28 protein-coding genes and 1 other annotated feature are annotated in these 25,962 nt (G+C 61.2%); of the genes, 12 read left to right on the plus strand and 16 right to left on the minus strand.

Annotated features, from left to right (window positions below; genetic code table 11):
* Nucleotides 1-9: 9 nt before the first annotated feature.
* The 6 genes from DDE77_RS00640 to ugpB all read right to left on the minus strand — a co-directional run bounded on the left by DDE77_RS00640 (nt 10) and on the right by ugpB (nt 5,793).
* Nucleotides 10-792: a DeoR/GlpR family DNA-binding transcription regulator gene (locus DDE77_RS00640; RefSeq protein WP_108395499.1), complete on the minus strand. Its 783-nt coding sequence runs from the start codon at nt 790-792 to the stop codon at nt 10-12.
* A gap of 7 nt (nt 793-799) precedes the next feature.
* Nucleotides 800-1,546 (minus strand): glycerophosphoryl diester phosphodiesterase, encoded by a 747-nt coding sequence (locus DDE77_RS00645; protein ID WP_108395500.1) that lies wholly within the window; start codon nt 1,544-1,546, stop codon nt 800-802.
* A gap of 42 nt (nt 1,547-1,588) precedes the next feature.
* Nucleotides 1,589-2,647: a sn-glycerol-3-phosphate import ATP-binding protein UgpC gene (locus tag DDE77_RS00650; protein ID WP_108395501.1), complete on the minus strand. Its 1,059-nt coding sequence runs from the start codon at nt 2,645-2,647 to the stop codon at nt 1,589-1,591.
* A 3-nt stretch (nt 2,648-2,650) separates the two neighbouring features.
* On the minus strand, nt 2,651-3,499 hold the full coding sequence (gene ugpE / locus DDE77_RS00655; RefSeq protein WP_108395502.1) for a sn-glycerol-3-phosphate ABC transporter permease UgpE: 849 nt from the start codon (nt 3,497-3,499) through the stop codon (nt 2,651-2,653).
* Nucleotides 3,500-3,511: 12 nt separating this feature from the next.
* A complete protein-coding gene (ugpA, locus tag DDE77_RS00660) occupies nt 3,512-4,396 on the minus strand; it encodes a sn-glycerol-3-phosphate ABC transporter permease UgpA (RefSeq protein ID WP_108395503.1) in 885 nt (294 codons plus the stop codon).
* Nucleotides 4,397-4,467: 71 nt separating this feature from the next.
* The gene (gene ugpB, locus DDE77_RS00665) at nt 4,468-5,793 is read right to left on the minus strand and encodes a sn-glycerol-3-phosphate ABC transporter substrate-binding protein UgpB (protein WP_108395860.1); all 1,326 of its coding nucleotides are present in this window, start codon (nt 5,791-5,793) and stop codon (nt 4,468-4,470) included.
* Between the two features lie 284 nt (nt 5,794-6,077).
* Between ugpB and DDE77_RS00670 the strand changes: the two genes are divergently transcribed.
* The 3 genes from DDE77_RS00670 to DDE77_RS19320 all read left to right on the plus strand — a co-directional run bounded on the left by DDE77_RS00670 (nt 6,078) and on the right by DDE77_RS19320 (nt 8,190).
* Nucleotides 6,078-7,736, plus strand: coding sequence for a Na/Pi cotransporter family protein (locus DDE77_RS00670; RefSeq protein ID WP_170116453.1), 1,659 nt, complete (start codon nt 6,078-6,080; stop codon nt 7,734-7,736).
* Between the two features lie 116 nt (nt 7,737-7,852).
* Nucleotides 7,853-8,008 carry a YjiS-like domain-containing protein gene (locus DDE77_RS00675; protein WP_108395505.1) on the plus strand — a complete coding sequence of 52 codons (156 nt, stop codon included), beginning with the start codon at nt 7,853-7,855 and terminating at the stop codon, nt 8,006-8,008.
* Between the two features lie 14 nt (nt 8,009-8,022).
* Nucleotides 8,023-8,190: a hypothetical protein gene (locus DDE77_RS19320; RefSeq protein ID WP_157959582.1), complete on the plus strand. Its 168-nt coding sequence runs from the start codon at nt 8,023-8,025 to the stop codon at nt 8,188-8,190.
* A gap of 138 nt (nt 8,191-8,328) precedes the next feature.
* Here the strand turns inward: DDE77_RS19320 and DDE77_RS00680 are convergent, their stop codons facing one another.
* Nucleotides 8,329-8,502 carry a hypothetical protein gene (locus DDE77_RS00680; RefSeq protein WP_157959583.1) on the minus strand — a complete coding sequence of 58 codons (174 nt, stop codon included), beginning with the start codon at nt 8,500-8,502 and terminating at the stop codon, nt 8,329-8,331.
* A 197-nt stretch (nt 8,503-8,699) separates the two neighbouring features.
* On the opposite strand from DDE77_RS00680, the gene DDE77_RS00685 reads away from it, so the two are divergent.
* The gene (locus DDE77_RS00685; protein WP_210204315.1) at nt 8,700-10,100 is read left to right on the plus strand and encodes an FAD-binding oxidoreductase; all 1,401 of its coding nucleotides are present in this window, start codon (nt 8,700-8,702) and stop codon (nt 10,098-10,100) included.
* A gap of 304 nt (nt 10,101-10,404) precedes the next feature.
* The gene (locus DDE77_RS00690) at nt 10,405-10,617 is read left to right on the plus strand and encodes a hypothetical protein (protein WP_108395507.1); all 213 of its coding nucleotides are present in this window, start codon (nt 10,405-10,407) and stop codon (nt 10,615-10,617) included.
* Here DDE77_RS00690 and DDE77_RS00695 read toward each other — a convergent pair whose 3' ends face one another.
* The 3 genes from DDE77_RS00695 to DDE77_RS00705 are packed head-to-tail and all read right to left on the minus strand — an operon-like array spanning nt 10,618 to nt 13,567.
* Nucleotides 10,618-11,655: a response regulator gene (locus DDE77_RS00695; protein ID WP_108395508.1), complete on the minus strand. Its 1,038-nt coding sequence runs from the start codon at nt 11,653-11,655 to the stop codon at nt 10,618-10,620.
* Nucleotides 11,656-11,657: 2 nt separating this feature from the next.
* Nucleotides 11,658-13,031: a sensor histidine kinase gene (locus DDE77_RS00700; protein WP_108395509.1), complete on the minus strand. Its 1,374-nt coding sequence runs from the start codon at nt 13,029-13,031 to the stop codon at nt 11,658-11,660.
* Nucleotides 13,028-13,567, minus strand: coding sequence for a putative pterin-binding protein (locus DDE77_RS00705; protein WP_157959584.1), 540 nt, complete (start codon nt 13,565-13,567; stop codon nt 13,028-13,030). Before DDE77_RS00705 ends, DDE77_RS00700 begins: the two co-directional genes overlap by 4 nt.
* 484 nt (nt 13,568-14,051) lie before the next feature.
* On the opposite strand from DDE77_RS00705, the gene DDE77_RS00710 reads away from it, so the two are divergent.
* Nucleotides 14,052-16,103 (plus strand): methyl-accepting chemotaxis protein, encoded by a 2,052-nt coding sequence (locus DDE77_RS00710; RefSeq protein ID WP_108395511.1) that lies wholly within the window; start codon nt 14,052-14,054, stop codon nt 16,101-16,103.
* A complete protein-coding gene (locus tag DDE77_RS00715) occupies nt 16,103-16,591 on the plus strand; it encodes a chemotaxis protein CheW (protein WP_108395512.1) in 489 nt (162 codons plus the stop codon). Before DDE77_RS00710 ends, DDE77_RS00715 begins: the two co-directional genes overlap by 1 nt.
* 45 nt (nt 16,592-16,636) lie before the next feature.
* Here the strand turns inward: DDE77_RS00715 and DDE77_RS00720 are convergent, their stop codons facing one another.
* Together DDE77_RS00720 and DDE77_RS00725 are read right to left on the minus strand one after the other, a co-directional pair.
* Entirely contained in the window at nt 16,637-16,876 is a 240-nt protein-coding gene (locus tag DDE77_RS00720) for a hypothetical protein (protein ID WP_108395513.1), read from the minus strand.
* Nucleotides 16,877-16,956: 80 nt separating this feature from the next.
* Nucleotides 16,957-17,295, minus strand: coding sequence for an SH3 domain-containing protein (locus DDE77_RS00725; protein WP_157959585.1), 339 nt, complete (start codon nt 17,293-17,295; stop codon nt 16,957-16,959).
* A 254-nt stretch (nt 17,296-17,549) separates the two neighbouring features.
* Between DDE77_RS00725 and DDE77_RS00730 the strand changes: the two genes are divergently transcribed.
* Nucleotides 17,550-18,320, plus strand: a complete 771-nt coding sequence (locus tag DDE77_RS00730) for a TSUP family transporter (RefSeq protein WP_108395515.1) — start codon at nt 17,550-17,552, stop codon at nt 18,318-18,320.
* 61 nt (nt 18,321-18,381) lie between these two features.
* Nucleotides 18,382-18,437, plus strand: a sequence feature (sul1 is cis-regulatory element that is thought to sense ions involved in sulfur or methionine metabolism; They are found in Alphaproteobacteria).
* 71 nt (nt 18,438-18,508) lie between these two features.
* Entirely contained in the window at nt 18,509-19,987 is a 1,479-nt protein-coding gene (locus tag DDE77_RS00735) for a SulP family inorganic anion transporter (RefSeq protein ID WP_108395516.1), read from the plus strand.
* A 28-nt stretch (nt 19,988-20,015) separates the two neighbouring features.
* Here DDE77_RS00735 and DDE77_RS00740 read toward each other — a convergent pair whose 3' ends face one another.
* From DDE77_RS00740 to DDE77_RS00755, 4 genes are all read right to left on the minus strand, one after another.
* Nucleotides 20,016-20,786, minus strand: coding sequence for a DeoR/GlpR family DNA-binding transcription regulator (locus tag DDE77_RS00740; protein WP_108395517.1), 771 nt, complete (start codon nt 20,784-20,786; stop codon nt 20,016-20,018).
* A 101-nt stretch (nt 20,787-20,887) separates the two neighbouring features.
* Complete coding sequence (locus DDE77_RS00745) at nt 20,888-21,790, minus strand: S1C family serine protease (RefSeq protein ID WP_108395518.1); 903 nt, start codon at nt 21,788-21,790, stop codon at nt 20,888-20,890.
* A gap of 77 nt (nt 21,791-21,867) precedes the next feature.
* Nucleotides 21,868-22,095, minus strand: a complete 228-nt coding sequence (locus DDE77_RS00750) for a hypothetical protein (RefSeq protein WP_108395519.1) — start codon at nt 22,093-22,095, stop codon at nt 21,868-21,870.
* Between the two features lie 46 nt (nt 22,096-22,141).
* A complete protein-coding gene (locus DDE77_RS00755) occupies nt 22,142-22,348 on the minus strand; it encodes a hypothetical protein (RefSeq protein ID WP_157959586.1) in 207 nt (68 codons plus the stop codon).
* A gap of 183 nt (nt 22,349-22,531) precedes the next feature.
* On the opposite strand from DDE77_RS00755, the gene DDE77_RS00760 reads away from it, so the two are divergent.
* The 3 genes from DDE77_RS00760 (at nt 22,532) to DDE77_RS00770 (ending at nt 25,956) form a co-directional block, all read left to right on the plus strand.
* Nucleotides 22,532-24,400 carry a putative bifunctional diguanylate cyclase/phosphodiesterase gene (locus DDE77_RS00760; protein WP_108395862.1) on the plus strand — a complete coding sequence of 623 codons (1,869 nt, stop codon included), beginning with the start codon at nt 22,532-22,534 and terminating at the stop codon, nt 24,398-24,400.
* Nucleotides 24,401-24,529: 129 nt separating this feature from the next.
* Nucleotides 24,530-25,474 (plus strand): Bug family tripartite tricarboxylate transporter substrate binding protein, encoded by a 945-nt coding sequence (locus DDE77_RS00765; protein WP_108395521.1) that lies wholly within the window; start codon nt 24,530-24,532, stop codon nt 25,472-25,474.
* Nucleotides 25,471-25,956 (plus strand): tripartite tricarboxylate transporter TctB family protein, encoded by a 486-nt coding sequence (locus DDE77_RS00770; RefSeq protein ID WP_108395522.1) that lies wholly within the window; start codon nt 25,471-25,473, stop codon nt 25,954-25,956. Before DDE77_RS00765 ends, DDE77_RS00770 begins: the two co-directional genes overlap by 4 nt.
* The last annotated feature ends 6 nt before the right edge of the window (nt 25,957-25,962 follow it).

Below are 25,962 nucleotides of genomic sequence, written 5' to 3' on the forward strand. Positions count from 1 at the left end.
AAGTGAGCGCTACGCCAAAACTTCTTCGCAAAGCACGATTTCCGTATCCGCAGCAGCCAAGGCATCTGCTGCCTCTTGGCCGGGATATTCATCGGTATAAAGGCGATGGATCTTGCTGAAAGGCACGACCTTCACCGATGCGCCTCGCGACCATTTGCTGCTGTCAGCAGCCAGTATAGTTGTGCGCGAGTTTGCGATCAGGGCTTCGGTGATCTGCGCTTCACTGTAGCTGAAGTCCAGAACGCCATTGGCTGGGTGCAAGGCGCCCGCGCCGATCACGGCATATGACGCATAGAATTTTTCGAAAAAGCGCAGCACGTCGGCGCCCACCACGTCCCGGTCATTATGGCGCAGCAAGCCGCCCGTCATATGCACCTCGATATGAGGCGTCTCGCAGAGCGTTAGCGCCACATCAATATTGTTGGTGACAATGGTCAGCCCCGGGTGCTTGCGCAGCGCCTCGGCGACAAACTGCACCGTGCTGCCAATCCCCATGAACACGGTTGAGCCGGGCTCGATCGCTGCCGCAACGCGCTGTGCAATGCGTTGCTTGGCGGCGCTGTTGAGGACGGCGCGCGCATTGATGGAGATGTTACGCCCCTCGACGGGCACGCTGACGCCCCCATGAAATCGGCGCGCAAAGCCCAAATCACAGAGCACATTGATGTCCCGCCGGATGGTCTGGGTGGTCAGGTGATAGCGGGCGGCAAGGTCCTCGATATATTGCGCGCCTTCCGTTTCGATCAGGGCCAGAATATCGCGCTGCCTGCCCGATAACAGGTTCTCGCCCATTTCACCCTCACCCCAGGAACGCCGCGGGATTGTCCGTAATGACGCCGGTGAGCCCCGCGGGCCAGAATGAAAGGAGGATCGCTGGTTCATTGACGGTCCAGGCGCGCACCTTGATCCCCAGCTTGCTTGCTTCCTCCAGGAGCCCCATGCTGAGCGCCTTATAATGTAGGTGGATGGTCTTGGCCGGAATAGCCTCCAGCTGCGCCTGCCAATCGGCCGGCACCTGGCTCCACAGCATGGCCATTTCGAGTTCCGGTTCCAGCCGGTGCATCGCTGCAAGGGCCTGGGGGTCAAAGCTTGAGATCATGATCTGCGTATGCGCCGCGCGCGCGCGCAGGGCCGCTTGAACAGCGCTGGTGAGCTGCTCGAGCGATCGGTGGTGCTCGTGCTGCTTGATCTCGACATTGGCGTTGAGCCCAAGCTCGCCCAGCACCTTGAGCGTTTCTTCAAGCGTCGGAATCCGTTCACCGGCAAAGCCGGTGCCGAACCACGACCCGGCATCCAGCTGTTCCAGATCAGCACGGTTCAGACCGCCGAGCGAACCCGTCCCCGAACTCGTGCGATCAACGGTAACATCGTGGATCACCACTAGCGTGCCATCAACCAACAGCGCCACGTCGAGCTCGACCCATTTAGCGCCCTGTTCCGCCGCAGCCCGGAACGCTGCCAGGGTGTTCTCCGGCGCAACGGCAGATGCGCCGCGATGAGCTTGTACTTCGTCCCGTGCGGGACCGTTCTTGACGCTAGCAGTCATGACGCTTCTTTCCGAACTGAGGCGAGCCTGAGGGCCACGCCCTTATGCTTGCGGGGGGCTATCGGTCCTGCGGCCGGTCGCGCGATTAAACGGGTGCATGGCCGAAGGTGGCGCGTAGAGCTTGATCGTTGCGCCGTCGGCAAGGTCAGGGCGCCCCGGCACGCGCAGCACCAGCGTTTGCCCCGCCAGCGAAACATGCAGATGGCTTTCGCTACCGATCGGCTCAAGCAGCTCAACCTGCCCATGGAGCACGATGCTCTCCCCCTGCGGCGGCTCTATCACCAGCTGGTCAGCGCGCATGCCGATAATGTCGGTATCAGGTGGCAAGGGCAGGGCACTGAAACCCTCGGCCTGCGCCATGACGTCGACAGGGATCAAATTCATTGGCGGGGAGCCGATAAAGCTCGCCACAAACAACGTCGCCGGCCGGTCATAGACCTCCGTCGGCGTGCCGATCTGTTCGACCAGACCGCCATTCATCACCACCAGCCGATCCGCCAGGGTCATGGCTTCGAGCTGATCATGGGTTACGTAAAGGCTTGTGGTCTTCAACCGCCGCTGCAGCTTGCGGATCTCCACCCGCATCTGCACGCGCAGCTTGGCATCAAGGTTGGACAAGGGCTCATCAAACAGGAACGCCGAGGGCTCCCGCACAATGGCCCGGCCCATGGCGACACGCTGGCGCTGCCCGCCCGAAAGCTCACGTGGCTTGCGGTCCAGCATCGGCCCGATCTCAAGGATCTCGGCCGCCTCTTTTACCCGTCGATCGATTTCGGCCCGCGGCGTGCCACGGTTCTTGAGCCCATATTCAAGGTTCCCCCGCACCGTCATGTGCGGGTAGAGCGCATAGTTCTGGAACACCATGGCGATGTCCCGCTCTGCGGGCTCGGCCTTGGCCACGTCGCGGCCATTGATCTCGATGCGCCCCGAGGTCACGCTTTCAAGCCCCGCAACCATGCGCAGCAGCGTAGATTTCCCGCACCCCGAAGGGCCCACAAGCACGATCAGCTCGCCATCGGCAACCGAAAGGTTGACGCCTTTGACGGCCAGCACATTGCCGCCATAGCTCTTCTGCAGGTCGACCAGGTTGATTGTTGCCATGTTCTACTTTTCCGTTTCGACCAGGCCTTTGACGAAAAGGCGTTGCATGAGGATGATGACGAGCACCGGCGGCAGCATGGCCAGCATTACCGCCGCCATGACGAGGTTCCAGTAAGGATCAGCGTCCGCGCTGGCGGCGAGCCGCTTGATGCCCATGACAATGGTGTAATAGCGGCTATCGGTGGTCACCAGCAGGGGCCAGAGGTACTGCACCCAGCCATAGATAAAGAGGATCACGAACAGCGCCGCGATATTGGTGCGACTGAGCGGCAAGAGGATGTCTCGGAAAAATTTGAGCGGTCCTGCGCCGTCCACCCGCGCGGCTTCCATCAGCTCATCGGGGATGGTGAGGAAGAACTGACGGAACAAGAAGGTCGCCGTTGCCGAGGCGATCAAGGGAATGGTCAGGCCAGCATAGGAGTTCAGCATTCCCAAATCCGCCACCACCTTGAAGGTCGGCATGATGCGCACTTCCACCGGCAGCATCAGGGTGATGAAAATCATCCAGAAGGCCAGCAGGCGGAAGGGGAACCTGAAATAAACGATGGCGTAGGCCGAGATGATCGAGATGGCGATCTTGCCGATGGCAATGGTCAGCGCCATGATCGTCGAGTTGATCAGCATCAGCCACACCGGCGGCGCCCCGGCGGAAGACAAGCCGCTGGTCAGCATTTGCGCATAATTGTCGATCATGTGTGGCCCCGGCAGCATGGGGGCGAGCCCCCGCGCAAAGGCATTGGCGTCGTGGGTAGACGCGATAAACGCCAGGTAGACCGGGAAGGCCACGATGGCGACGCCCACGATCAAAACCACATGGGTCAGAATGTTCAGGACAGGCCTGTTTTCAACCATAGCAAGGCCCCCTTAGTACTGCACGCGCCGCTCGACCCAGCGGAACTGGACGACCGTAAGGACGATAACAATCAGCATCAGCAGCACGGATTGGGCTGAGGACGAGCCGATGTTGAGCCCGAGGAAGCCGTCGGCATAAACCTTGTACACCAGCGTATTGGTCGCCCCCGCTGGGCCGCCCCCTGTGGTGCCGTCGATGATGCCGAAGGTGTCGAACATGGCGTAGTTGATGTTGACGATCAAAAGGAAAAACGTCGTCGGTGACAGCAGCGGGAACACGATGGTCCAGAACCGCTTGAAGGGGCCGGCGCCATCCATGGCTGCCGCTTCCACCAGCGATTTGGGCACGGACTGCAGACCCGCCACGAAAAACAGGAAATTATAGGAAATCTGCTTCCAGCTCGCCGCAATGATCACAAGAATCATGGCGTCATTGCCATTGACGCGATGGTTCCAGCGATAGCCGAATGCATCCAGCAGATAGGGAACAATGCCGATGGTGGGGTTGAACATGAACCACCACAAAATGCCCGCCACCACCGGGGCCACGGCATAGGGCCAGACCAAGAGCGTCGTGTAGAGCCGTCCCGAGCGCAAAAGCCGGTTGACGCAGATTGCGAGCAACAGGGAAACGCCCATCGACAGCAGCGTCACACCCACCGCAAACACGGCCGTGCGCCCAGCGGCGTTCAGATAACCCGGATCGTTGAACAGCCGGGTGTAATTCTGGAACCAGATGAAAGTGGTCCGGAAGCCAAACGGGTCCTCACGCTCAAACGAGCTTTTCACCGCCTGCGCGGCTGGCCAGAGAAAGAAGATGATCGTGATGATCAGCTGCGGCGCCAGCAGGGCATAGGGCAGCAACTTGTTTGGAAAGATCGTGCGTTTGGTTTGCATCGCCGACTCGTGAGGCTACAGCTGAAAAGAGGACCCGCACGCAATGGCGCGGATCCCCGGGGAGGATTGGCTTAGCTGTTGGAAGCCTCGAAATCGCGCAGGATCTGGTTGCCGCGTTCAACGGCACTATCCAGCGCTTCCTGGGCAGTCTTCTGGCCCGCGAGCAGGGCCTCGAACTCCGAATCCACCACATCGCGGGCCTGGGTCAGATTGCCGAAGCGTACGCCCTTGGAGTTCTCGCTCGGTGTGCCACGCATGATCTGCTCGATGGCAATGTCGGAACCTGGGTTCTCGGCATAATAGCCCTGTTCCTGGCCTAGTTCATAGGCAGCATTGGTGATCGGCAGATAGCCGGTGAACTGATGCCAGTCGGCCTGTACTTCAGGAGAGCTGAGATAGGTGAAGAACTTGGCGACGCCGTCATAAACTTCGTCGGACTTGCCGTTCAGCACCCAGAGCGTTGCCCCACCGATGATGGAGTTCTTGGGCTCGTCGATCACATCGTCATAATAGGGCAGGGGGGCAAACCCGACTTCGAAATCGGTCGCGTTGCGGATCACGCCGGCGCGGCCAGCCGAAGAGTTCATGAACATGGCGCATTCCTGCGACACGAACTTGGGCTGTGCGTCATTGCCTCCAACCGGGCCGCCATACTGGAACAGGCCTTCGTCGGACCACCGCTTGAGATTGTCCCAATGCTTGACGTTCACTTCATTGTTGAAGGTGAACTCGGCACCCATGCCACCAAAGCCGTTTTCCAGCGTGCCAAAGGGCTGGTCGTGCAGCGCGGCCATGTTTTCGGTGTGGATCCAGGTGATCCAGGCTGTAGTGAAGCCGCAGCGGGCTGCGCCGGAGTCAACGATCTTGCGGGAGAATTCTTCCACTTCGGCCCAGGTCTTGGGCGCGACTTCCGGATCAAGGCCGGCTTTTTCGAACACGTCCTTGTTGTAGTAGAAGATTGGCGTGGACGAGTTGAACGGCATGGACAGGATGTTGCCTTCCGTGTCCGAATAATAGCCGACCACTGGCTGCAGGAACCCGCTCGGATCCCAAGGCTCGCCCTTGTCGGTCATCAGCTGGTGCACGGGATAATGGGCGCCCTGTGCGGCCATCATGGTCCCGGTGCCCACTTCATAGACCTGCACGATCGCGGGCTGCTCGTTGGCGCGGAACGCGGCAATAGCGGCCGTCAGCGTCTCGGGATAGGTGCCCTTGAAGACGGGGGTGACCTTGTATTCGGTCTGGCTGTCGTTGAAGCCCTGCGCCACTTCCTCGAGCTTCTCGCCGAGTTCCGCGCTCATGGCATGCCACCAGGTGATTTCGGTCTGCGCCTGGACAGGCGTCGCCGCCAGCACAGCGGTCAGTCCTGCCGATAGCAACAATGCATTCTTGAACATGCTCACTCCCTTGTTTTTGCGCTGGGACCTTTTGGCCTCCAGCTTAGCTCCAGTTGATACCACCATGTTTTCCTTTGCAAACAACAAATGTTCATTTGAACATTTTTGTTGAGGGAAGCTGCGATAGCCGCAAGCCAGGGGGCTTCTATGTCAGTCACTTAGCAGTTTTGTGACAGTGCCGGCGTTTGGCCGGTCAAGCGATGAATCTAGCGTGTTGCAACGCTTTGGTTCATGTGAACATCATGGTGCTCCGGCGCATCTGCGCCGCGCAAGGGAGTCTGTGCTTGTACTTCATCGCCGTGCATCTTGTGGCCGCCATTGTGCTGCTGCTCTGGGCTGTCCGCATGGTGCGCACGGCCGTCGAGCGCGCCTATTCGGCCCAGCTCAAGCGCATGCTCGGACACGCTGAAAGAAGCCGCCTCGGCGCTGCAGCCGTGGGCACGGCCATGGCCATCGCGCTGCAAAGCTCCACCGCCGTGGCGGCATTAGCCTCGAGCTTTGCGGCAGGCGGTTTGATGAGCGGCGCAACGGGCCTCACCCTTATGCTGGGCGCCTATCTCGGCTCGGCCATGGTTGCGAGCATCCTTTCCTTTGACCTCAGCCTATTGACCCCGCCCCTGATCATCGCCGGCGGCGTGCTTTTCCTGCGTGGCACCAGCCGGCAGACCAAGCAATTGGGCCGGATGGTATTAGGCATCGCCTTTGTCCTCCTCTCGCTTGAAATGGTTGGCGAGGCCACTGCGCCCTGGCGCGACAGCAACCTTCTGGGCAGCGTCATCACCTATCTGCAGGGCGATCTCTGGACCAGTTTCCTTGCGGCTGCCGCCATCACATGGATGTCCTATTCCTCCGTTGCGAGCGTCCTTGTCATCATCACCTTTGGCGCCGCGGGCCTTGTGCCTTTTCCAGTAGCGGCAGCCTTCGTGCTGGGCGCCAACCTGGGGGGCACGATGATAGCCTGGAGCATGACGCGAGGTGCTGATGTGCGCGCGCGCCGCATTGCTGCTGGTGCCCTGGTGTTCCGTGGCGGTGCCGCGATCCTGTGCCTCCTGCTGCTTCAGTTCGTGCCGCTGCGCACCGAGGCTCTGCCCTTTGGTGTCGGCGTGCAGGCAAGCCTTCTCCACATCGTCTTCAATTTTGCGGTCCTGCTGGTTGGCCTGCCGCTCACAGGTTTGGTGGCACGGCTCACCGACCGGTTTGTTGCCGAGCAGGTTTCTGAAGGCGAACTCAACGTCGCACGCCTGCGCACACCAGCGCTTTTGCCCAGCGCCTACGGCAATGCCGATGCGGCCTTGGCCAGCGCCACCCGCGAACTGCTGCGCATGAGCGAAATGGTTGAAGTCATGCTGCAGCCGGTGATGGCCATCTTCCAGAGCGGCGACAAGGCCGCCATCCGGCGCATCAAGGCGCTCGAGGCGGAGGTCGATCAGGCCAATCGCGAGATCAAGCTCTTCCTTACGCGCCTTGACTGGAAGGACATGGACGCACAGCAAACCCGCCGCGTCTCGGACCTCACCAATTTCGCCATCAGCCTCGAGCAGGCGGGCGATGTGATCTCCAAGCAATTGCTCCGTTTGGCCGAAAACAAGATGGAGCGGCGGCTCACCTTCTCGCCCCAGGGTTGGGAGGAACTGACCGATCTTCATTCCCGCGTGCTGGCCAACATGCAGCTGGCCTTCAATGTCCTGGTCTCCGAGGACGTTGAGTCGGCCCGCCAACTGATCGCCGAAAAGGACGAGATCGGCATCCTTGAACGCCGCAGCATGGACCAGCATTTCGGGCGCCTTCGCGGTGGCAATTCCACCAGCATCGAATCGAGCGATCTGCACCTTGAAACTATCCACGCCCTGCGCCGCATCAATTCGCTGATGACCGGCATCGCTTATTCGATCCTGAGCGACAGCGGCGAGCTGCTGAGCTCGCGATTGGTGCAGTCAAACTAGAAGCAGAGCTCGGCGAACGGCGGCCGTTTTATTCCCTTCCGATCCCACGCATATGAGTGGGGAAGTGCCGAAGCCGAAGCACTAATTCGATCGCCGTCAAACAAGGAGATCGAAAAATGCTCAGGGTTCTCGATAGCTGGCGTGAAAAACGTCATCAGCGCGCCACCTACCATCAGCTGTCCAGCCTCGGCCCAAATCTGCTGGCCGATATCGGTGTCACGCCTGAGGACATGGAAGCTCTTCGCCGCGGACGTCGGCGTGGCAGCCGCTGATCGGGGCTACGCCAATGATCATGCGTTCCCGCTACCGGCGGCGCTTGCCGCATGTGTTCAATGCCCTGGCGCTCGTTCTTGCGAGCGCCGTCCTGTTCACGCCCAAGCTCGACAGCTGGCCCACCAGCCCGCAGCTTGTCGTGACGCTGTTCGCGCCGCTCGAAAGCCTCGGCGCGCATTAGCCCCGGCCTAACCGCCCCAGCAAAAATCCGCCTCTCGCGACTGCAAAACCTTCCCTTGGGAAGGCGATGCTGATCGCGACGGGCGGATCTTCGTTTCGGGAAGGGCGAATGGAAGAGCCTGGCGGAGCGCCGTTTCCCTCAAGGGAAAACAGCGCCCTCGCTGCTTGCGTTACTGCGCTTGGCCTGCGCCTCGCGCACATCCTCCCAAGTAAGGCCCAGATCGGCCAGCAATTGCTCGTCGAACATCGCCACGGGTTCACTCGAACGTCGGCTACGATGCTTGCGTCGCCAGGCGCTGATTGCCTTCAACATGATGTGCTCCTCTTCTGTTTGAGGAGCGAGGAGGTAACGAAGCTCTGCCACCCCAGCCCCACCCATACGCGCGGGCGATCGCCCAAAGGGAGATCTGCGTCCACCACCTTAACGGGTGGGGGCAGGGGGCATCGGCTGGCCTATTTCGCTCCGCCATCACGGCGCCAATTGCGCCAGACGTGAATGGAGCAAACCCAATGAATTTGATGATGCAGAACCCCGCAGCGGGAGCCAAAGGCGCTTTCGCCGCGCAGATCGACGCCCTCGCCAATCGCCTCAAGGGCAAAATCACCCTGCCTACCCATTCCGACTACGACGATTGCCGCGCGCTGGCTCTTGGGCAGTTCGACCACCGTCCGCTCCTCGTCGCAAGGGTCGCCAACGCGCCCGACATTGCCGATTTGCTTGATTTCGCCCGCTCCAACAATCTGCCGATTGCAGTGCGCAGCGGCGGTCACTCCACCTGCGGCCACGGCGGCTGCGAAGGCGGGGTCGTCATCGACCTGCGCGCACTCAATACGCTGGACATCAATTGCGACGAGATGACCGCCTGGATCGGCACTGGGCTTAGCGCCGGCGAGGTCACCAATGCTCTGGAGAAACACAAGCTCATCATCGGCTTCGGCGATTCCCCCACGGTCGGAGTCGGCGGTCTCACCCTTGGCGGCGGCGTCGGCTATTTCGTGCGCAAGCATGGCCTCACCATCGACTCCCTCCTTGCGGCTGAACTGGTGACCGCCAATGGCGACATCCTGATTGCCGACAACAAGCAAAACACCGAGCTTTTCTGGGCCCTGCGCGGTGGCGGCGGCAATTTCGGCGTGGTCACCCGCTTCAAATATCGTGTCCACCAGCTGCCTGAGTTCACCGGAGGACCCATGATCATGCCGGCGACACCCGAAGTCCTCGCCGGCTTTGTGGCAGCTGCCGAATGGGCGCCCGAGGAACTTTCGACCATTCTCATGGTCATGCCCGCCCTGCCCATGCCCTTCCTGCCGCCGGAAATTGTCGGCAAAACTATCATCCTGGCCATGATGGCCTATGCCGGCCCTGCCGCATCGGCGCAAGCGGCTCTAGCGCCTTTCCGTGCCCTTGCCACCCCGCTTGCCGATCTTGTCGGCCCCGCGCCTTTCAGCAGCATGTACCTGCCCGAACCTCCCGGTCCCAAGCCGGCCGTATCGGTGCGTACCTTGTTCATGGATGGGATGAGCGTTGCAGAAGCCGGCAAGGTGCTCGACGTGCTGGAGCATTGCGAAGCCCCGATGCGTATGGCCCAGGTCCGCGTCCTTGGCGGTGCCGCCGCCCGCATCCCCAATGACGCAACGGCCTATGCCCACCGAGACAAACGGATAATGACAGCCTTTCTTGCCATGGATGGCAGTCCCGCCGCCGCCATTCGGCATGACGCATGGGTGAGCAGCTGCATCAAAGCGTTACCCCAGGCAATCGACGGCGCCTATGTGAACTTTCTTGCCGCCGAAAGCGATCGGCTTTCGGCCGCCTATCCCGCCGCCACTTGGGAGCGCTTGCGGCAGATCAAGCGGCAATACGACCCCGAAAACCTCTTTCGGCTCAACCAGAACATCCCGCCCGCTTGAGCTGTACGGTTATCCATCAAAGCGCCGGAAGCCACATGCTTCCGGCGCTTTCTTGTTTTGAGGGTTCACCGCGTCCCGAAAAAATTACCAAGGCGTTAATGCCCACCTGTTTAGGGGGCGAATCCCTTAGCGCAGCGTGGTTTATGCCCCTCCATCAAGACCGCTCGACACTTCGCTCCGCGGCCTCATTTCATTCTCCAGGACGACCAATGCACCGCACAATCCTTCTGTCGGGCCTCTACGCCATCGCCATCACCATGCTCGCACTGCCCTATGGGCTCTCGCTCTAGAACGGAGTTCTCCCATGCTCAAACTGCCCCGCAACATCCATTTCGATGAAGCTCAATTCCCTGGCCTCGGAGAAATCTTCCGAGACATCGACACCGCCATCGCCGCTATCGTTGCGAGCGACCCAGCCTTCCGCCCCAAGCCAGCGCTCAAACGCCGGAGCCGCACCAATGCTGCAAGTGCGCCGGCCTCCAGGCGCCCGCGCAACAGCAAGCGCGCCGCAGCTTGATCAGTCGTTTTCCAGCGCCACGGGGCTGGCGATGAAAAGACTGATGAGGTCCGCCTGCCGGTCCGTTTCGGTTTTCCGAAACAGATTTTTCATGGTGTAGCTGACCGTATTGCGCGAGATGCCGAACTCATCGGCAATCTCGTCCAGCCGCAGCCCCCGTGCCAGCGCCAAGGCCAGACGCGTTTCCGCCGGGGACAAGCCATAAAGCTGGGCAACTGCTTCGGCCGCTGCACTTAGCCGCCGCTCCGGATCGGTCACGAAAAGCCCCACGACAGGCTCCCCCGGCCGGGCCGGGCCGCGTCCCAGCGGACAGGCCACCGCAAAAAGGGACCGCCTCCCGGAACTGCGCGAGAGGGCAACTGCCTCTGTCCCCTGCCGTGTTCCGCTGGTGGCGCTACTAATGGCCACATCGATGATGTTGCGCATGGCCTGGGTTTGCTGCGGCTTTTCTCCGCGCAATACTCCGTCTCGCGACAGGGAAATGCCATCGGCCTCGGCCAGCAATTCATCCGCCCGCCGGTTGCGAAACACGACCTTACGCTGGTCATCCAACAGGAAAATGCCCACCGCCACATGATGCAGCGCCTCGTTCGCCCCCAGAAGCGCCGAGCGCACCCCGCCGCCCACACCGTCGCTATCCTGCCGAACGACGGCGCCTTTCACCCGCGCCACCTGTTCCAACCGCGCCGCAATGGTGATCAGCATGAGGTCGAAATCGATCGGCTTGGTCAGATAATCATCCACACCCGCCGCCTTGCCGGCGATGATGTCGCGCCGCCCCGCCAGCGCCGTCAAAAACACGAACGGCAGATCGGCAAGCGCAGGCTCCTTGCGCACAAGACCTAAAAGGTCGAGCCCCGACATCAGCGGCATGGTGATGTCGCACAGCACCAGGTCGGGCCGCCTTTCCCGCATCAACTCGAGCGCTTCGCGTCCATTGTCTGCCTCCATGACGGCATACCCGGCCGTTTCGAGCTCCTCGCAGATGTCGCTGCGCAAATCCTGTTCGTCTTCAACGCATAAAATCGTAGCTGGCATGTTCAACTCGTCGCCTGTGGCGCGGCAAAGGGGGAGACGGTGCGGGGCATTTCGGTCTCCAGATAGGGAAAGCGCAGCGTGAAGGTCGAGCCTTTTCCTTCTTCGCTCGATACGTCCACGGCGCCGTGGTGCATCGCCATGATCTGCGACACAAAGCTTAGCCCGATCCCTGTTCCGGGTATGCCCTCGGCCGTCCGCGCGCGGTAGAACCGCCGGAACAGCGACGTCATTTCGTCGGCCGGAATGCCGACACCTTGGTCGGTCACGTTGATGCGGATTTCCTGCCCACTGCGATGGGCCATGACTTTGACCTTGGTGCTTTGGGGCGAATATTTGAGCGCATTGGACAAAAGGTTCTGAACGGCCTGCTCCAGCAGCGTGGTGTCAGCCTCGAGCCATTGCGGAAGATCACCGAATGACAGCTCGATGCGGCCCTGGTCCTCTTCGGACTGGTTGTCGCAGATATCGTGCAACAGCGTGCGCAAATTGCACGGACGTGGATTGAAGTTCACCTCGCCTTCCTCAAGGCGCGCAGCATTGAGCGTACTTTCCATCAACCGGGTCAGGCGCAGGCAGGCATTGCGTATCTTTTCTGCCCGCCCGGCAATCTCCTCGTAATCCATTGCATACCCGCGCCGGATCATGCGCTGCGCACTCGCATCGATGATCGCCAGGGGCGTGCGGAACTGGTGCGACACCACGGAAGTGAAGGCACGGTGCAGCTTGGAAATCTGGCGTTCGCGCTCCAATGCTGCCTCCGCATTGGCCATGTTCCGCTGATCACGGATCACCACACCCGCCAAAAACAGCCCCGCAACCATGGTCGCCACGATAATGGTCAGGATCTCGAACAAGGTGTGCCGACGCGTATCGCGCCGCAGAGCTTCGCGTTCACGCTTGGCTAGCAGCGCATTGTTGGACACATCACGCAACGATTGCGCCAGGGCGGCCGCGGCCTGCCGGAAATTGGCAATATCCACCGCATCTGCTGGCGTCAGGCTCGGCAGCCGCTCCCGCACTGTGCCAAGCGTCGCACGATAAGCGTCCAGATCGTCGTCACGGCCGAGCGCCTGCATCTGCCGGTGCGGCTCGCCTTGTTCGAGCACCAGGACCCGGCTCACAAGAAGATCAAAGCGCAGCTGCAGATCCGAATTGTTCACTGTCCCCACTGCAAAACCCGAAAGCGCTTCGGCAAAGCGGATCGCCTCATACTGGCCCTGGCTCGCGAGCCAAACCATATCCTCGGCGATGTCGTCCTTTATTTCGGCTTCGCTCATGAGGAGGCGCACCGACGCGCCGACCAGCAGGACAAACAGGATGATCACGGCCGTAAAGGCGACAAGGAAACGTCGCGACAGATACGGCCCCAGGCTCATTCCACCCGTAATTCCTTGAGTTGCCAGACCCAGCGGTCATTGAACTTGGCGTCCTGCAATTCCCTATGATCATTCCGGGGGTAAACGATCCAGATCGGACCCTTGTCGCTGACCTCCATCTGCTTGCCATTCATTTCGGTAGCGAGCAGCACGTCATATTCCCGAATTTCGGCCATGGGCACGGGCGCAACAAAATCATTAAGCGCCGAAGCGATCAAAGTTGTACCCGAGGCCCCCACGCGTTCCATCACAGCCCGGGCGAGCACGCCTTCGAAATGCTGCTTGCCATCGGTCCAGGACGTTGTTGTTTCCACCACGCTCTTGCCAAGGGAATACAGCATCTCGCGGTCAAACAGCGCGCCCTGAGGTGAATTGGTGACCTCGATATTGCCGCTGACCACAAGAATTACCGGACCTTTCGGAGCTGGCAGGGGCTCGAGCGAATGGGCAGCAGTCCAGCTCAGCAGGGCAAGCAAGACCCCGGCAAGTCTAGCGCTCCATACACGGCCCTTTATCCGCAGTCTGCTTGTGGTCATCGTTGTTGGCCCCATCTTTTTCCGGCTCAACATTGCTGCAGCAAGAAAAGACACGAACATTATTACGCAGGTCCTGCGCAAACTGCACCAAGATTCTGCGGTGCTCACACCTGCTTGGGTGTTTTGGTGAAAGTTTCCGAACGCTCCATCGATGTTAGGCGGCCGCTTAGCTTGCCCTTCTGAATTCTTCTCATGCATACAGGCGACAAGAAGGGCGGCTAAAGCCGGGTCAACGCTGCAATTAAAACGGCGAATCGCAAGTATTCACGACGGCAGCTTCAACCGATCGGCGCAACAAATCGGCAGAGGTCTCCACCCGACCCGCTTGCCCCAGCCACGGCAATCCGGCGCTCTTTACGCGCAATTAAGTTGGATTTCGTAGCGTGTGGTTAAGGCAAATCCCTAGCTTCGCGAACTCTCACGGACGGCTTGCCGAGCCCCTTAGCATGCCGCTGCCTCGCTGGAGCGGTCCGGAATCTACGAATTGATCACCTTCTTCTCGGCAAGCATTGCCCGTCGCCTTTACCTTCTTCTCGCACTGTTCACCCTGGGCCTCATCGGCATCGTCGGCTATCAGCTGTCCGGCCTGCGCAGCAATCTGGAGGAATTCAAGCGCGGGGAGCTGCAGACCGTCGTGGAGATTGCCAGCAGCCTGGTGCAAGGCTATTACGATCGCGCCCAGGCCGGTGAACTCAGCGAAGAAGAAGCCCAGCGCCTGGCGCTCGAAAACCTGCGGGCCCTTCGCTATGACGGCAACGAATACGTCTTCGTCGACAGCTTCGATATGGTCCTGCTTATGCACCCGACCAAGCCCGAAAAGCAGGGCTCGGATCGCGCGGTCGAGCAGGACGGCAATGGCAAGCTCTATGTAAAAGAAATGATCGAGAACGCCCGTGCCAATGGCTCGGCCTATGTCGACTACGCATTTCTTGATCCCCAGACCAAGACCTATTCCGACAAGGTCACCTATGCGCAGGCCTTTCAGCCCTGGAAGTGGACCATTGCATCCGGCGTTCTGCTGACCGACGTTCGGGCCCAGTTCCTTGCATCGGCCACCATTGTCGGCACAGTGAGCCTGGCAGTGATCGTGATCCTGCTCGCCGTCGGCATTTTCATCGCCCGTGGCATTTCCAAGCCATTGGTCCGGCTCAACACCGACATGCTCGAAATCGCCGAAGGCAAGTTCGACGTCGAACTCACCGGCCAGGAACGCCGCGACGAGGTCGGCGACATGAGCCGTGCCGTGGAGGTCTTCCGCCAGAACGGGTTGAAAGTCGCTGAGCTGACCGAAGCCGAAGCCGCCCGCATCATCAGCGACCAGCACGCGCGCGCCCAGATGATGGGCGAGCTGCAGCAGGCCTTCGGCAATGTCGTCCACGCAGCTGTGGCTGGTGATTTTACCCGCCGTGTCCCTGCGGCTTTCCCCGACCAGGAACTCAACACGCTGGCCCAGGGCGTCAACGAGCTGGTGGAAGTGGTCGACCGCAGCATCACCGAGACCGGCCAGGTGCTCTCGGCCTTGGCTGAAACCGACCTCACCAAGCGCGTCAACGGCAACTATCAAGGCTCCCTGGCCCAGCTCAAGAACGACACCAATGCGGTTGCCGAAAACCTGACCAACGTTGTTGGGCAGCTGCGTGGCACCTCGCGTGCCCTGAAGTCGGCCACCGGCGAAATCCTGGCCGGCACCAACGATCTGGCCGAACGCACCACCAAGCAGGCTGCCGCCATCGAGGAAACTTCAGCCGCCATGGAGCAGCTCGCCACTACGGTCACCGAAAACGCCAAAAAGGCCCGTGACGCCGCCATGCGCACCCAATCTGCCGCTCAGCTGGCCGATGAAGGTGGGCACGTCATGGAGCAGGCGACGCAAGCCATGGACCGGATCAGCACCTCCTCGGCCAAGATTTCCAACATCATCGGCCTTATCGATGATATCGCCTTCCAGACCAATCTCCTGGCGCTCAACGCTTCGGTCGAAGCCGCGCGCGCCGGTGAAGCGGGCAAGGGCTTTGCCGTCGTGGCTGTCGAGGTGCGCCGCCTGGCCCAGTCCGCCGCTCAAGCATCTGCTGACGTCAAGCAGCTGATCGAGCAGAGCTCGGTTGAAGTCAGCGGCGGTACCAAGCTGGTCGACAGCGCCGCCCAGAAGCTGCAGGACATCCTCCTCGCCGTTCGCGAAAACAGCACGCTGATGCAGGCCATCTCCTCGGCGAGCGGCGAGCAATCTTCAGCCATCGGCGAAGTCACAACCGCCATCCGCCAGATGGACGAAATGACCCAGCACAATGCGGCCCTGGTGGAAGAAACCAATGCCGCGATCGAGCAGACCGAAGCCCAGGCCGTCGAACTCGACAAGATTGTCGAAATCTTCAGGATCGACGCGCAGGGCGAGCGCCAGATAGTCGCTTCGGCCCAGCCCAAGTCGGCCCCCGGCAAGACGGGCATCCGCGCCCTTCAGGACAGGGTCGCATCGGCCGCCCGCTCCTATCTCACGCAAGGCAACGCCGCCATCAAGCAGGATTGGAGTGAATTCTGATGGACTTCCTGTCCGACCGCGAGCCCCAGCAAGGCTCCCCCAGCGTCGCCGAAGCGGCAACCACCAATCAGTTCGTGACCTTTACCTGCGGCCAAAGGCTGTTCGGCATCGAGATCATGTCGGTGCGTGAAATCCGCAAATGGTCCAAGACCACCCCCATGCCCAATCAGCCCTATGGCGCCTGCGGGGTGCTCGATATCCGCGGCAGCATCGTGGAAATCTATGACCTTGCTGCCATGCTGGGCGCTCCCAGCATGGAGGACGAAACCAGCAAGGTGATCCTCGTGGTTTCCCTCGGCAATCGCGATGTGGGGGTAATCGCCGACACGGTGTCGGACATCATCTTCGCCAAGCCGGACGACTTGCGTCCGCCGCCGGGCGGCAAGGGCAGAGGGGAAAGCACCGTTTCCAAACTGGTCAAGTCCGACGACCAGCTGATCGCCGTCCTAGATCTCGACGTGCTGTTCCCCAGCTATACCGCTCACTAGAACTTTAAAGCGGCTCGCATCCTGTGCGGGCCGCTTGGTTCAGGCCTAACCCTGCGCCAGCGCACCCCAGAAATCGGAATGGTGCTGCGAAAGCGCTGCGACCCAGGTCTGCATGCGCTGCGGCGCGTCTGGGTTCTCGCCCATATCGGCGATGGTGTGCTCCACCTCATCCACCCCGATGGCAGTAATCTCGTCATAAACCCAGGGGGCGATGCGGGGCAGTTCGTGCAGGCTGAACTTGTCCGTCAGCGGATCGGGTATGCGGTCCAGGTTTGAAGCGGGCATGGCCTGTTTCCTCCTAAAAATGACCAATGAACAGGCGCCCCGCTTGTTCCCCCGGTCACCAAGGGTTGAAGAAGCCTTAACTAGAGATCCCAGTCGGTCTTTACGGTCAAAAAGCGCGAATTGACCCAGCCGCGCGTATCGCGCGCATCCACAAGGCACCAATCCGCGCCGGTCTTCGCCTCGATGCAGCGCTCCACCCACACATGGTCGCCCGGCGCGAAAGCACCGATCTTTTGTGAATAGCTCGCCGGCCATTTGCGCACATTAAGCTTGTCCCAATAGGCAACGTCCGTCACCTCGGCGACTTGATCCACATCGTAGCCGGCCGCCATTGCAGGCTGCACGGCGAACGCGCCAGCCGCGGTGACTACAAGCCCGCACAGCGTCGCAATCAAAACCTTTTCCTGGTTCCTGGTCATAATTATCTCCCTTGTGGGCAAATTCCTGTCTGTACGGGAGAGCGTGCCACCGGGGCCTTGAACCACCCCTGAGTCCACCATTCATCCGGCGTTCATCTGCGCCGCTCTCCTTGGTGGGCGCTGTTTAGGCGCCGCTTTCCCTCTCCGCCCCACCTCTTTGCGCGGGAGCGCAATTGCTTTTCGGGGCCGCGATGGGCCAAAGCATCTTCACGGCAATTCACCAGCCGCGTTGATTCTGTTTCTCAGGCTGTTTGATGGACCCGCTCGGTATTGCTCTGCTTGTGCTGATGGCGGGCGCCGCAGCCTATGTTCAAACCATCACCGGCTTTGCCTTTGGTCTCTTGATGATGGGCGGCATCGGCATGCTCGGCCTGCTGCCACTGCCCGACGCCGCCGTAATGGTCAGCATCCTGACCCTGGTGAATGCATCGCAGATGATATTACGCGGCTGGAAAGGCGTGGCCTGGGGCGAGTTCCGCCTTACCCTGCTGCCCAGCCTTGTGCTGCTCGTCCTGGGCTATTTCCTTCTTGAACAGCTTGCCGACACCAACCTGAATGGGCTGCGCTTCCTTCTGGGCCTGGTTATCGTGGGCGCCAGCATCCAGCTGCTGCTCCAGCCCCATCCGCTCAAGGAACGCTCGTCCTCCGGATCTTTCGTGTTGGTCGGGGCGCTTGGCGGCTTCCTCGGGGGCATGTTCTCGACCTCCGGCCCGCCCCTCATCTACCACCTCTATCGGCAGCCCTTTCCCGTCGCCACCATCCGCGACACGCTGGTCTTGATCTTTGCCACCAACGCAATCTTCCGCCTCGGGCTGGTGGGCGCCACCGGTAATTTCCCCATCCATATCCTCGCCTGGGCGCTTCTTGCCGCACCGGTCGTCACCGCCACGACCTTTCTGGCAAAGCGCTGGCCCCCACCGCTGCCGGTTCTTACCCTGCGGCGCATAGCCTTCACGCTCCTGCTCTTGTCGGGTCTTTCCCTGGCCGTTCCCGCGCTTATCAATCTCGGCTCTTGGCCGGGCTAGCGCTTTTGTGGCCTCCTAGGGTTGATTTACGTTTCCATTGCCGCCATGAAGCCCACAGAACTCCGGACCCGGTGCAAACCCGGGTGGCTCTTCTGGCCGCCAATCCGCCAGACAATCCAGTATGAACCCGCATAATCAGCCCGCTTGCATCCCATGCCAGCTCCGCTGCCGCGCTGCCTGGAACATCAATGACCTTTCAAGACACTCTTCGCCGTGACTGGCTTTCCAACATCCGCGCCGACGTCCTCGCCGGCATCGTTGTTGCCTTGGCCCTCATTCCTGAAGCCATCGGCTTTTCCATTATTGCGGGCGTCGACCCCAAGGTGGGCCTTTACGCCTCCGTGATCATCGCCATCGTCATTTCCTTTGCCGGTGGTCGCCCCGCCATGATCTCGGCAGCCACGGCCGCCACCGCCGTTCTCTTCGGCTCGCTCGTGCGCGAACACGGCCTGCAATATCTCCTCGCCGCCACCATCCTCGCAGGCGTGCTGCAGATTGCCGCCGGATGGCTCCGTGTTGGCTACATCATGCGCTTTGTGTCCCGCTCGGTCATGACAGGCTTCGTCAACGCCCTTGCCATCCTGATCTTCATGGCCCAATTGCCCGAGCTGATTGGCGTCACCTGGGAATCCTATGCGATGATCGCGGCAGGCCTTGCCGTTATCTACCTCTTCCCCCGCGTCACCCGCGCCATTCCCTCGCCGCTCGTCTGCATTCTCCTGCTGACAGGCCTCGCGCTCCTCGTCGGCATCGACACCCGCACAGTCGCCGATCTCGGCGAACTGCCCAATGCCTTGCCGCAGCTGCTTATTCCCCAGATTCCGCTGACGCTCGAAACCCTCTGGATCATACTGCCCTATTCCGTGGCTGTTGCCGCCGTGGGCCTCCTTGAAAGCCTTCTCACCGCGTCCATCGTCGATCAGATGACTGACACGGGAAGCGACAAGAACCGCGAAAGCATCGGGCAGGGCATCGCCAACATCGCCAGCGGCTTTTTCGGCGGCATGGCGGGCTGCGCCATGATCGGCCAGTCCGTGATCAACGTGAAATCCGGTGGCCGCACGCGTCTCTCCACCTTCACGGCCGGCGCTTTCCTCCTCTTCCTGCTTCTGGTGCTGGGCGATTGGGTCGGCCTCATTCCCATGCCCGCGCTCGTCGCGATCATGATCATGGTTTCGATCGGCACCTTTAACTGGGGCTCCCTGCGCGACCTCTTCCACCATCCCCGGCGCTCCAGCATCGTCATGCTGGCAACGGTGCTCACGGTGGTCGGCACGCATAATCTGGCGCTTGGGGTAGGCGTTGGCGTGCTCCTTTCGGGCATTTTCTTTGCCTGGAAGGTCTCGCAAATCTTCCGAGTCACCTCCTCTCTCGAAGATGGCGTGCGCACCTACCGGATCGAAGGCCAGCTGTTTTTTGCCAGCACCGAAGATTTCCTTGCGGCCATGAAGTTCGATGAACAGGTACAACAGGTCCGGCTCGATCTCAGCGCCGCCCATATCTGGGACCTCACGGGCGTCAACGCCATTGACATGGCAGTGCTCAAGTTCCGCCGTGCCGGTGCCGAAGTGGAAGTTGTCGGCCTCAACGAAGCGAGCGCCACCATTATGGACAAGCTCGCCGTGCACGATCAGCCCGGCGCCATGGAACGGGTTCTCGGCCACTAATGTGCCCGCAAACTCGCCCGGGCGGATTTTATCCCTCGGGCGAGGTCTCGATCAGCCGCACGCCGGCTTCCCCGCAGATCGAGCGAATAGAGGGCAGGGTGCACCGGTCCGTCACAAAGCTGTTCACCTGCGACAAATGCCCGATGCGCACCGGCGCCGTTCGTTCGAACTTGCTGGAATCCGAAACAAGAATAACATGCCGCGCATTGGCGATGATCGCCTGCGACACCCGCACTTCGCGATAGTCGAAATCCAGCAGGGCCCCGTCCTCATCGATCGCCGAGGCGCCGATCACGGCGTAATCGACTTTGAACTGCCGGATGAATTCCACCGCCGCATCGCCCACCACCCCGCCATCCGCCGGGCGCACCACACCCCCGGCAATCACCACTTCGATCCGCGGATAAACCCGCAGGCGATTGGCCACATTGATGTTGTTGGTGATGACCATCAGCCCCGAATGGTCCAGCAGCGCCTGGCTGACCGCCTCGGTCGTGGTACCGATGTTGATGAAGAGGGACGCATTGGATGGAATAAGCGCGGCCGTCGCCTGTCCGATGGCGGTTTTTTCAGCCGCCGCGATGCGCCGCCGCGCTTCATATTCCATGTTCTCGACGCCTGAGGGAAACAGCGCACCCCCATGGGTCCGCTTCAGAATGCCCTCGCCGCACAGGTCGTTGAGATCCTTGCGCACTGTCTGTGCCGTAACGCCGAACCGGCTCGCCAAGGCCTCGACGCTGACATGGCCCTGGCTCCGGGCGAGCTCCACGATTTCGGCGTGACGTTCCCTGGTGTTCACGAAATCTGCTGTCCGCTCCGCGCTGCTTTTCCCATATAGATCATGGGCAAGCCCGCCGACAACGAATGCTTTCGTTTACGGCGCAACCAAAGCAAACTGCGCTACTGCAGCTGCGGCTTAAGGAGAAACGCCTCCCGGTCTGCGGTTTTCACCCGCACCCAGCTGTCCCTTCCCTTGCGCACGATGCGCATGGCAAATTCCGCACCCGCTGGCGCCTTGGTCCAGAGCTTGCGGTAAAAATCCGCCAGCCCTGTCACCTCGTCTCCGTCGAGTTCGCTGATCACATCACCCGTCTTGAGGCCCGCCTGTTCGGCTGGCCCCCCATCGGCAACACTCATCACCACGACACCATTGCTGCTTTCGGCCGAAAACACGCCCAGCCAAGGCCGCGCTTCGCGCCGGGGCCGGCCTGCGGCGATCAGGTCATCGAGAATAGGCTTCAACAGATCGATCGGCACCATCATGTTGATGTCGGTTGTCTTGTCGCGCTGCAGCATCTGCAGCCGCAGCGAGCCAATGCCGATCAGCTCATCGTCCGCATCCACCAGCGCCGCTCCGCCCCAGGATGGGTGGAAGGGGGCCGTAAAGATCGCTTCATCCAGCAGATATTCCCAATAGCCGGCAAATTCCTGCTTGGCGACGATTTCGGTGATGATCTCCTCGCCCCGTCCATCCAGCACGGTTGCCACATCGCCCACCCGGGCACGCGAAGAACTTCCGATATCAAGGCTTGGCAGATCCAGATCCCCGAGCGCCTGCACGAGGCCAAACCCGGTTTGCTGGTCATAGCCAACAATATGGGCGGGCATGACGCGCTCGTCATGGGTCGTCAGCCAAACCTCTTCGGCTTCGGTAATCAGATAGCCAATGGTCACCACCAGCCCATCATCACCGATCACCACGCCGCTCCCTTCCCGAAGCGTGCCGAGCGTGGAAGCGGTATGTGCCTCGTCGGGAACCAGGGCCCTGACCGACACAATGGAATCTCTAAGGCGCTGTGGCATGGGTCATCCGCATTTTGTCTGTTTAGGACAAAGATAGGATTTTATCCGACCGGCACAAGGTGACGGCGATTTGGCTGCTAGCCGCTCACCACATTGTCGACCAGCGGGACTTCTCCCTTCTCGGCCGCATTCTGCGCCACGGACAAGGCTTCCGCCAGGGTTTCGGGATTGTCGCCCGCCAGGGCTAGCGCCGCCGAGCTGATGCGGAACACGCCGCAGCTGGGGCAGTCATATTCGGTGTAGTCGGCTGTCTTGGCGCGGATCTGCGCCGGCTCATTGGTGATCGGACATGATGTGCTGGTCATGGGAGTCTCGCGCAAAGGTAAAGTGTGGTGCGGCTGCTTGCTGCCCTTAGGGATCAGGCGTGTGGTCGGGGAAGGGCGACTGCGCCGGCGGCATGTCTGGACCCGGCTGCGGATTCTCCTGCGGATCGGATTTGTCAGGCACCTGCCGCTCATCCCCTTCCTTTGGCTTATCATCGAGGGGCCGGGGAAAAATGGGTGGCGTGGGACCCGGTTCAGGCGCAGCCGGGCTGGGGTCCATAGGTGGAAAACTCATCGCTAGCCTCCTGCTTTGGGTGGACAACGACCTTGGCGACGAGCGGTTCAAAAATTAACCGCGCCCTCGCAATAGGCGGGATGGCTAACAAGTTCTTAGCGCCCGCCCCAGCGCTTTACCCTTTCGCGCAAGGACCCTTTCACGCGTCCGCATTACCCTCTGGGCAAAGAGCGGGGCATGTGGATGGACGGAAAAACTACCGAAGCGCTTCTGCGCCTCCAAACGGAGGTTCTGGAGGCGGTCGCCTGTGGCAGTCCCTTAGCCGATGTCGCCGACCTCATGTGCCGCTGCGCCGAAGCCCTTGCCCCCCAAGTCATCTGCTCCATTCTGACACTCGACTCAAGCGGCCAGCTGCATCCCCTTGCAGCGCCCAGCCTGCCCGCCCATTACTCCGCCGCCATCGACGGCTTGCAGATCGGCCCAAGGTCCGGCTCCTGCGGCACAGCTGCCTTCCGCCGTGAACCCGTGCTCGTTACCGATATCGACACCGACCCCTTGTGGGACGACTACCGCGGCCTTGCCCAGCCCCTTGGCCTGCGCGCCTGCTGGTCGAGCCCGATCCTGGACGCAAACGGGCAGGTTGTTGCGACCTTCGCCTTTTATTACCGCACAAGCCGCGCACCCGACGACATGGAGCGCCGCATCGTCCAGACCTGTGTCCACCTCTGTGCCATTGCCATCGACAATGAACGCGTCCGCCGGCGCAACCATCGCCTCGCCTATTTCGATGTGCTGACCGGCCTGCCTAATCGCGGCCAGTTCAATGACCTTCTGGCGAGCAACATTGAGCACAAGCAGGATTTCGGCTTGCTCCTGGTCGATATCGACCACCTCAAGATCGTCAACGACACCGTCGGCCACGCCTATGGCGACACCCTGATCAAGACCATTGCCGAGCGCATCGCCGGCAGCGATCCCCGGCTCACCGCCTGCCGCCTCGGTGGCGATGAATTTGCGGTCATTGTCTCCAACTGCGCCACCCCGGAGGATCTGGGCGGTGCCGCTGCCGCCATGCTTGCCGCCGTCCGTGGGCTGATCCAGGCTGGCGACCATACCATTGATCCCCACATAACCCTTGGCGGCGCATTGTTCGGCGCCGACGGTTCCGACGCCGCCTCCCTCTTTCAGAACGCCGATTTCGCGCTCTACCACGCCAAGGAAGTGTGCCGCGGCGGCTATGTCCGGTTCAAGCCGGATTTGCGGACCTCCATGCTGGAGCGGGTTCGTATTGTGCGTAGCCTCGACGAGGCCATGCTGGAAAACCGCATGGTCCCCCATTACCAGCCAGTCGTGCGCATCGACACGGCCGAGATCGTGGGGCTTGAGGCCCTGGCGCGCATGCGCATGCCCGAAGGGCGCATCGCCATAGCCGGCGAATTCCACACTGCCCTGTCCGACCCGCGCATCGCCTACCAGCTCACCGGCCAGATGCTGACCCAGATCGCGGCCGATGTGCGCCAATGGCTCGACATGGGCATCGATTTCCAGCATGTCGGGATCAATGTCACCACCGGCGATTTCCTGCGCGGCGACCTTGAGGAACGCATCGTCACCATTTTCAAGCGGGCAGGGGTTCCGCTCAAGCACATCGTCCTCGAGGTCAATGAAGCGGTCTACATGAGCGGCATCGACCAGATGGTGCCCAGGGCCGTAGGTGCTCTGCGCCAGCGCGGCATCCTTGTGGCGCTTGATGATTTCGGCACCGGCTTTGCCTCGCTCACCCACCTTCTGAGCTTTCCAGTCGATATCATCAAGATCGACCGCTCCTTTGTGGCCCGGCTCGGAAGCGACCGTGCCAGCGACGTCATAGCGGGCGCCATTATCGACATCGCGCGCAAGCTGAACATGCGCGTTGTCGCCGAAGGCATCGAGACGGCCGACCAGTCTCGCGTCCTGGAAAACTTCGGCTGCACTCTGGGGCAGGGCCACCTTTATTCCCGCCCCGGGCCCTTTGACACAACCACTACCCTGCTCAAGCTTTTCAGCCAGAAACGGCCCTCGCCATCGTCTTCGGGCCATCCAATGCCGGCCGCCATTGCCAACATGGCGTGAATGGCGCAAAGCTTGGCACAACAGGCGTGCGGCGCCGCACTGTGCGATGACAGGACGGTGACAGGGTCGGCACCTATGGTGCCCCCACGAACGCCAAGAACGTTCCAGATGATTTACATGGGAGGACTTATGAACAAGCTGTTTCTGGCCGCGGCACTGACGGGCGCACTCGCCGTTCCTGCTTTCGCCGCAGACTACACAATCATGGCCCCGGCAGCGCCCGGCGGCGGTTGGGACCAGACTGCCCGTGCGATGCAGGAAGCGCTGCAGGCCGAAGGCATCTCCGGCAATGTCCAGGTCACCAACGTACCCGGCGCTGGCGGCACGATCGGCCTCGCCCAGTTCGTCAACCAGTTCAACGGCAATCCCAATGCCCTGATCGTTGGGGGCTATGTCATGGTTGGTGCTGTGCTGACCAATGCCTCGCCCGTGTCGCTCGCCAACGTCACCCCAATTGCCCGCCTCACCGGCGAGTCCGACGTGATCGTTGTGCCCGCCAATTCCGAACTGCAGACCGTTGACGACCTCGTCGCCAAGCTCAAGGCCGATCCGGGTGCCGTCTCCTGGGCTGGTGGTTCGGCTGGTGGCGTTGACCACATCGCGGCCGGCCTCTTCGCCAAGACCGTCGGCGTTGATCCCACCACCGTCAACTACATCGCCTATTCCGGCGGTGGCGAAGCTCTTGCAGCTGTTCTGGGCGGCCAGGTAACCGTTGGCATTTCCGGCCTTGGCGAATTCGACGCTCAGATCCAGTCCGGCGATCTGCGCGCTCTGGCCTCCACCGGTGCCGAGCGCCTCGAGGGCTCCGACATCCCGACCCTGTCGGAAGCCGGCGTTGAGCTGGTTGTCGAAAACTGGCGCATGGTCGCCGCTGCTCCCGGCATCACCGACGAGCAGAAGGCCACCATCACCGCCGATGTCGAAAAGCTTGTGACCTCCGCCACCTGGCAGGGCATTCTCGAAACCAATGGCTGGACCGACATGTTCCTGGCCGGTGACGAGTTCGACGCCCAGCTCGCAGCAGACATCTCGGCCACCGAAGCCATCCTGAAAGATATCGGCCTCGTTCAATGAGCCTTGGCGAACCCAATCTTTCGCGCCGCCCCGATGGGGCGGCGTTTGTTATAGCGCTGGTGCTCGCGGCTATCGCCGCGGTCATCATCTGGCAGACATCCCTGATGCGGGTTCCCCCCATCCAGGCCAAGGTCGGCCCAACCGTTTTTCCCTATGTGATCGCCGCCGGCTTGCTCGTTCTGTCCTTCGCCACGGCAATCTCGGCCTTTCGCGGCCAGTTTCCGGTCCGTGAAAAGATCAACTACGGCCCGATTGCCTGGATCGTCGGTGGTCTCCTGGCGCAGCTTCTGCTGATCAGCTGGGCCGGCTTTTCGATCGGCACCGCAGTGCTGTTCGGCTTTGTCGCCAAGGGCTTTGGCCGTGGTCCGCTCTGGCTGAGCGTGCCCATCGGCTTTGTTCTGGCTTTTGCCATCTGGTTTATCTTCTCGCGCGGATTGCAGCTTTCCCTGCCCACAGGGCCTATCGAGCGCCTCGTCCCCTGATCGAAA

This window comes from Devosia submarina (genome assembly GCF_003056345.1).
Lineage (GTDB): Bacteria > Pseudomonadota > Alphaproteobacteria > Rhizobiales > Devosiaceae > Devosia > Devosia submarina.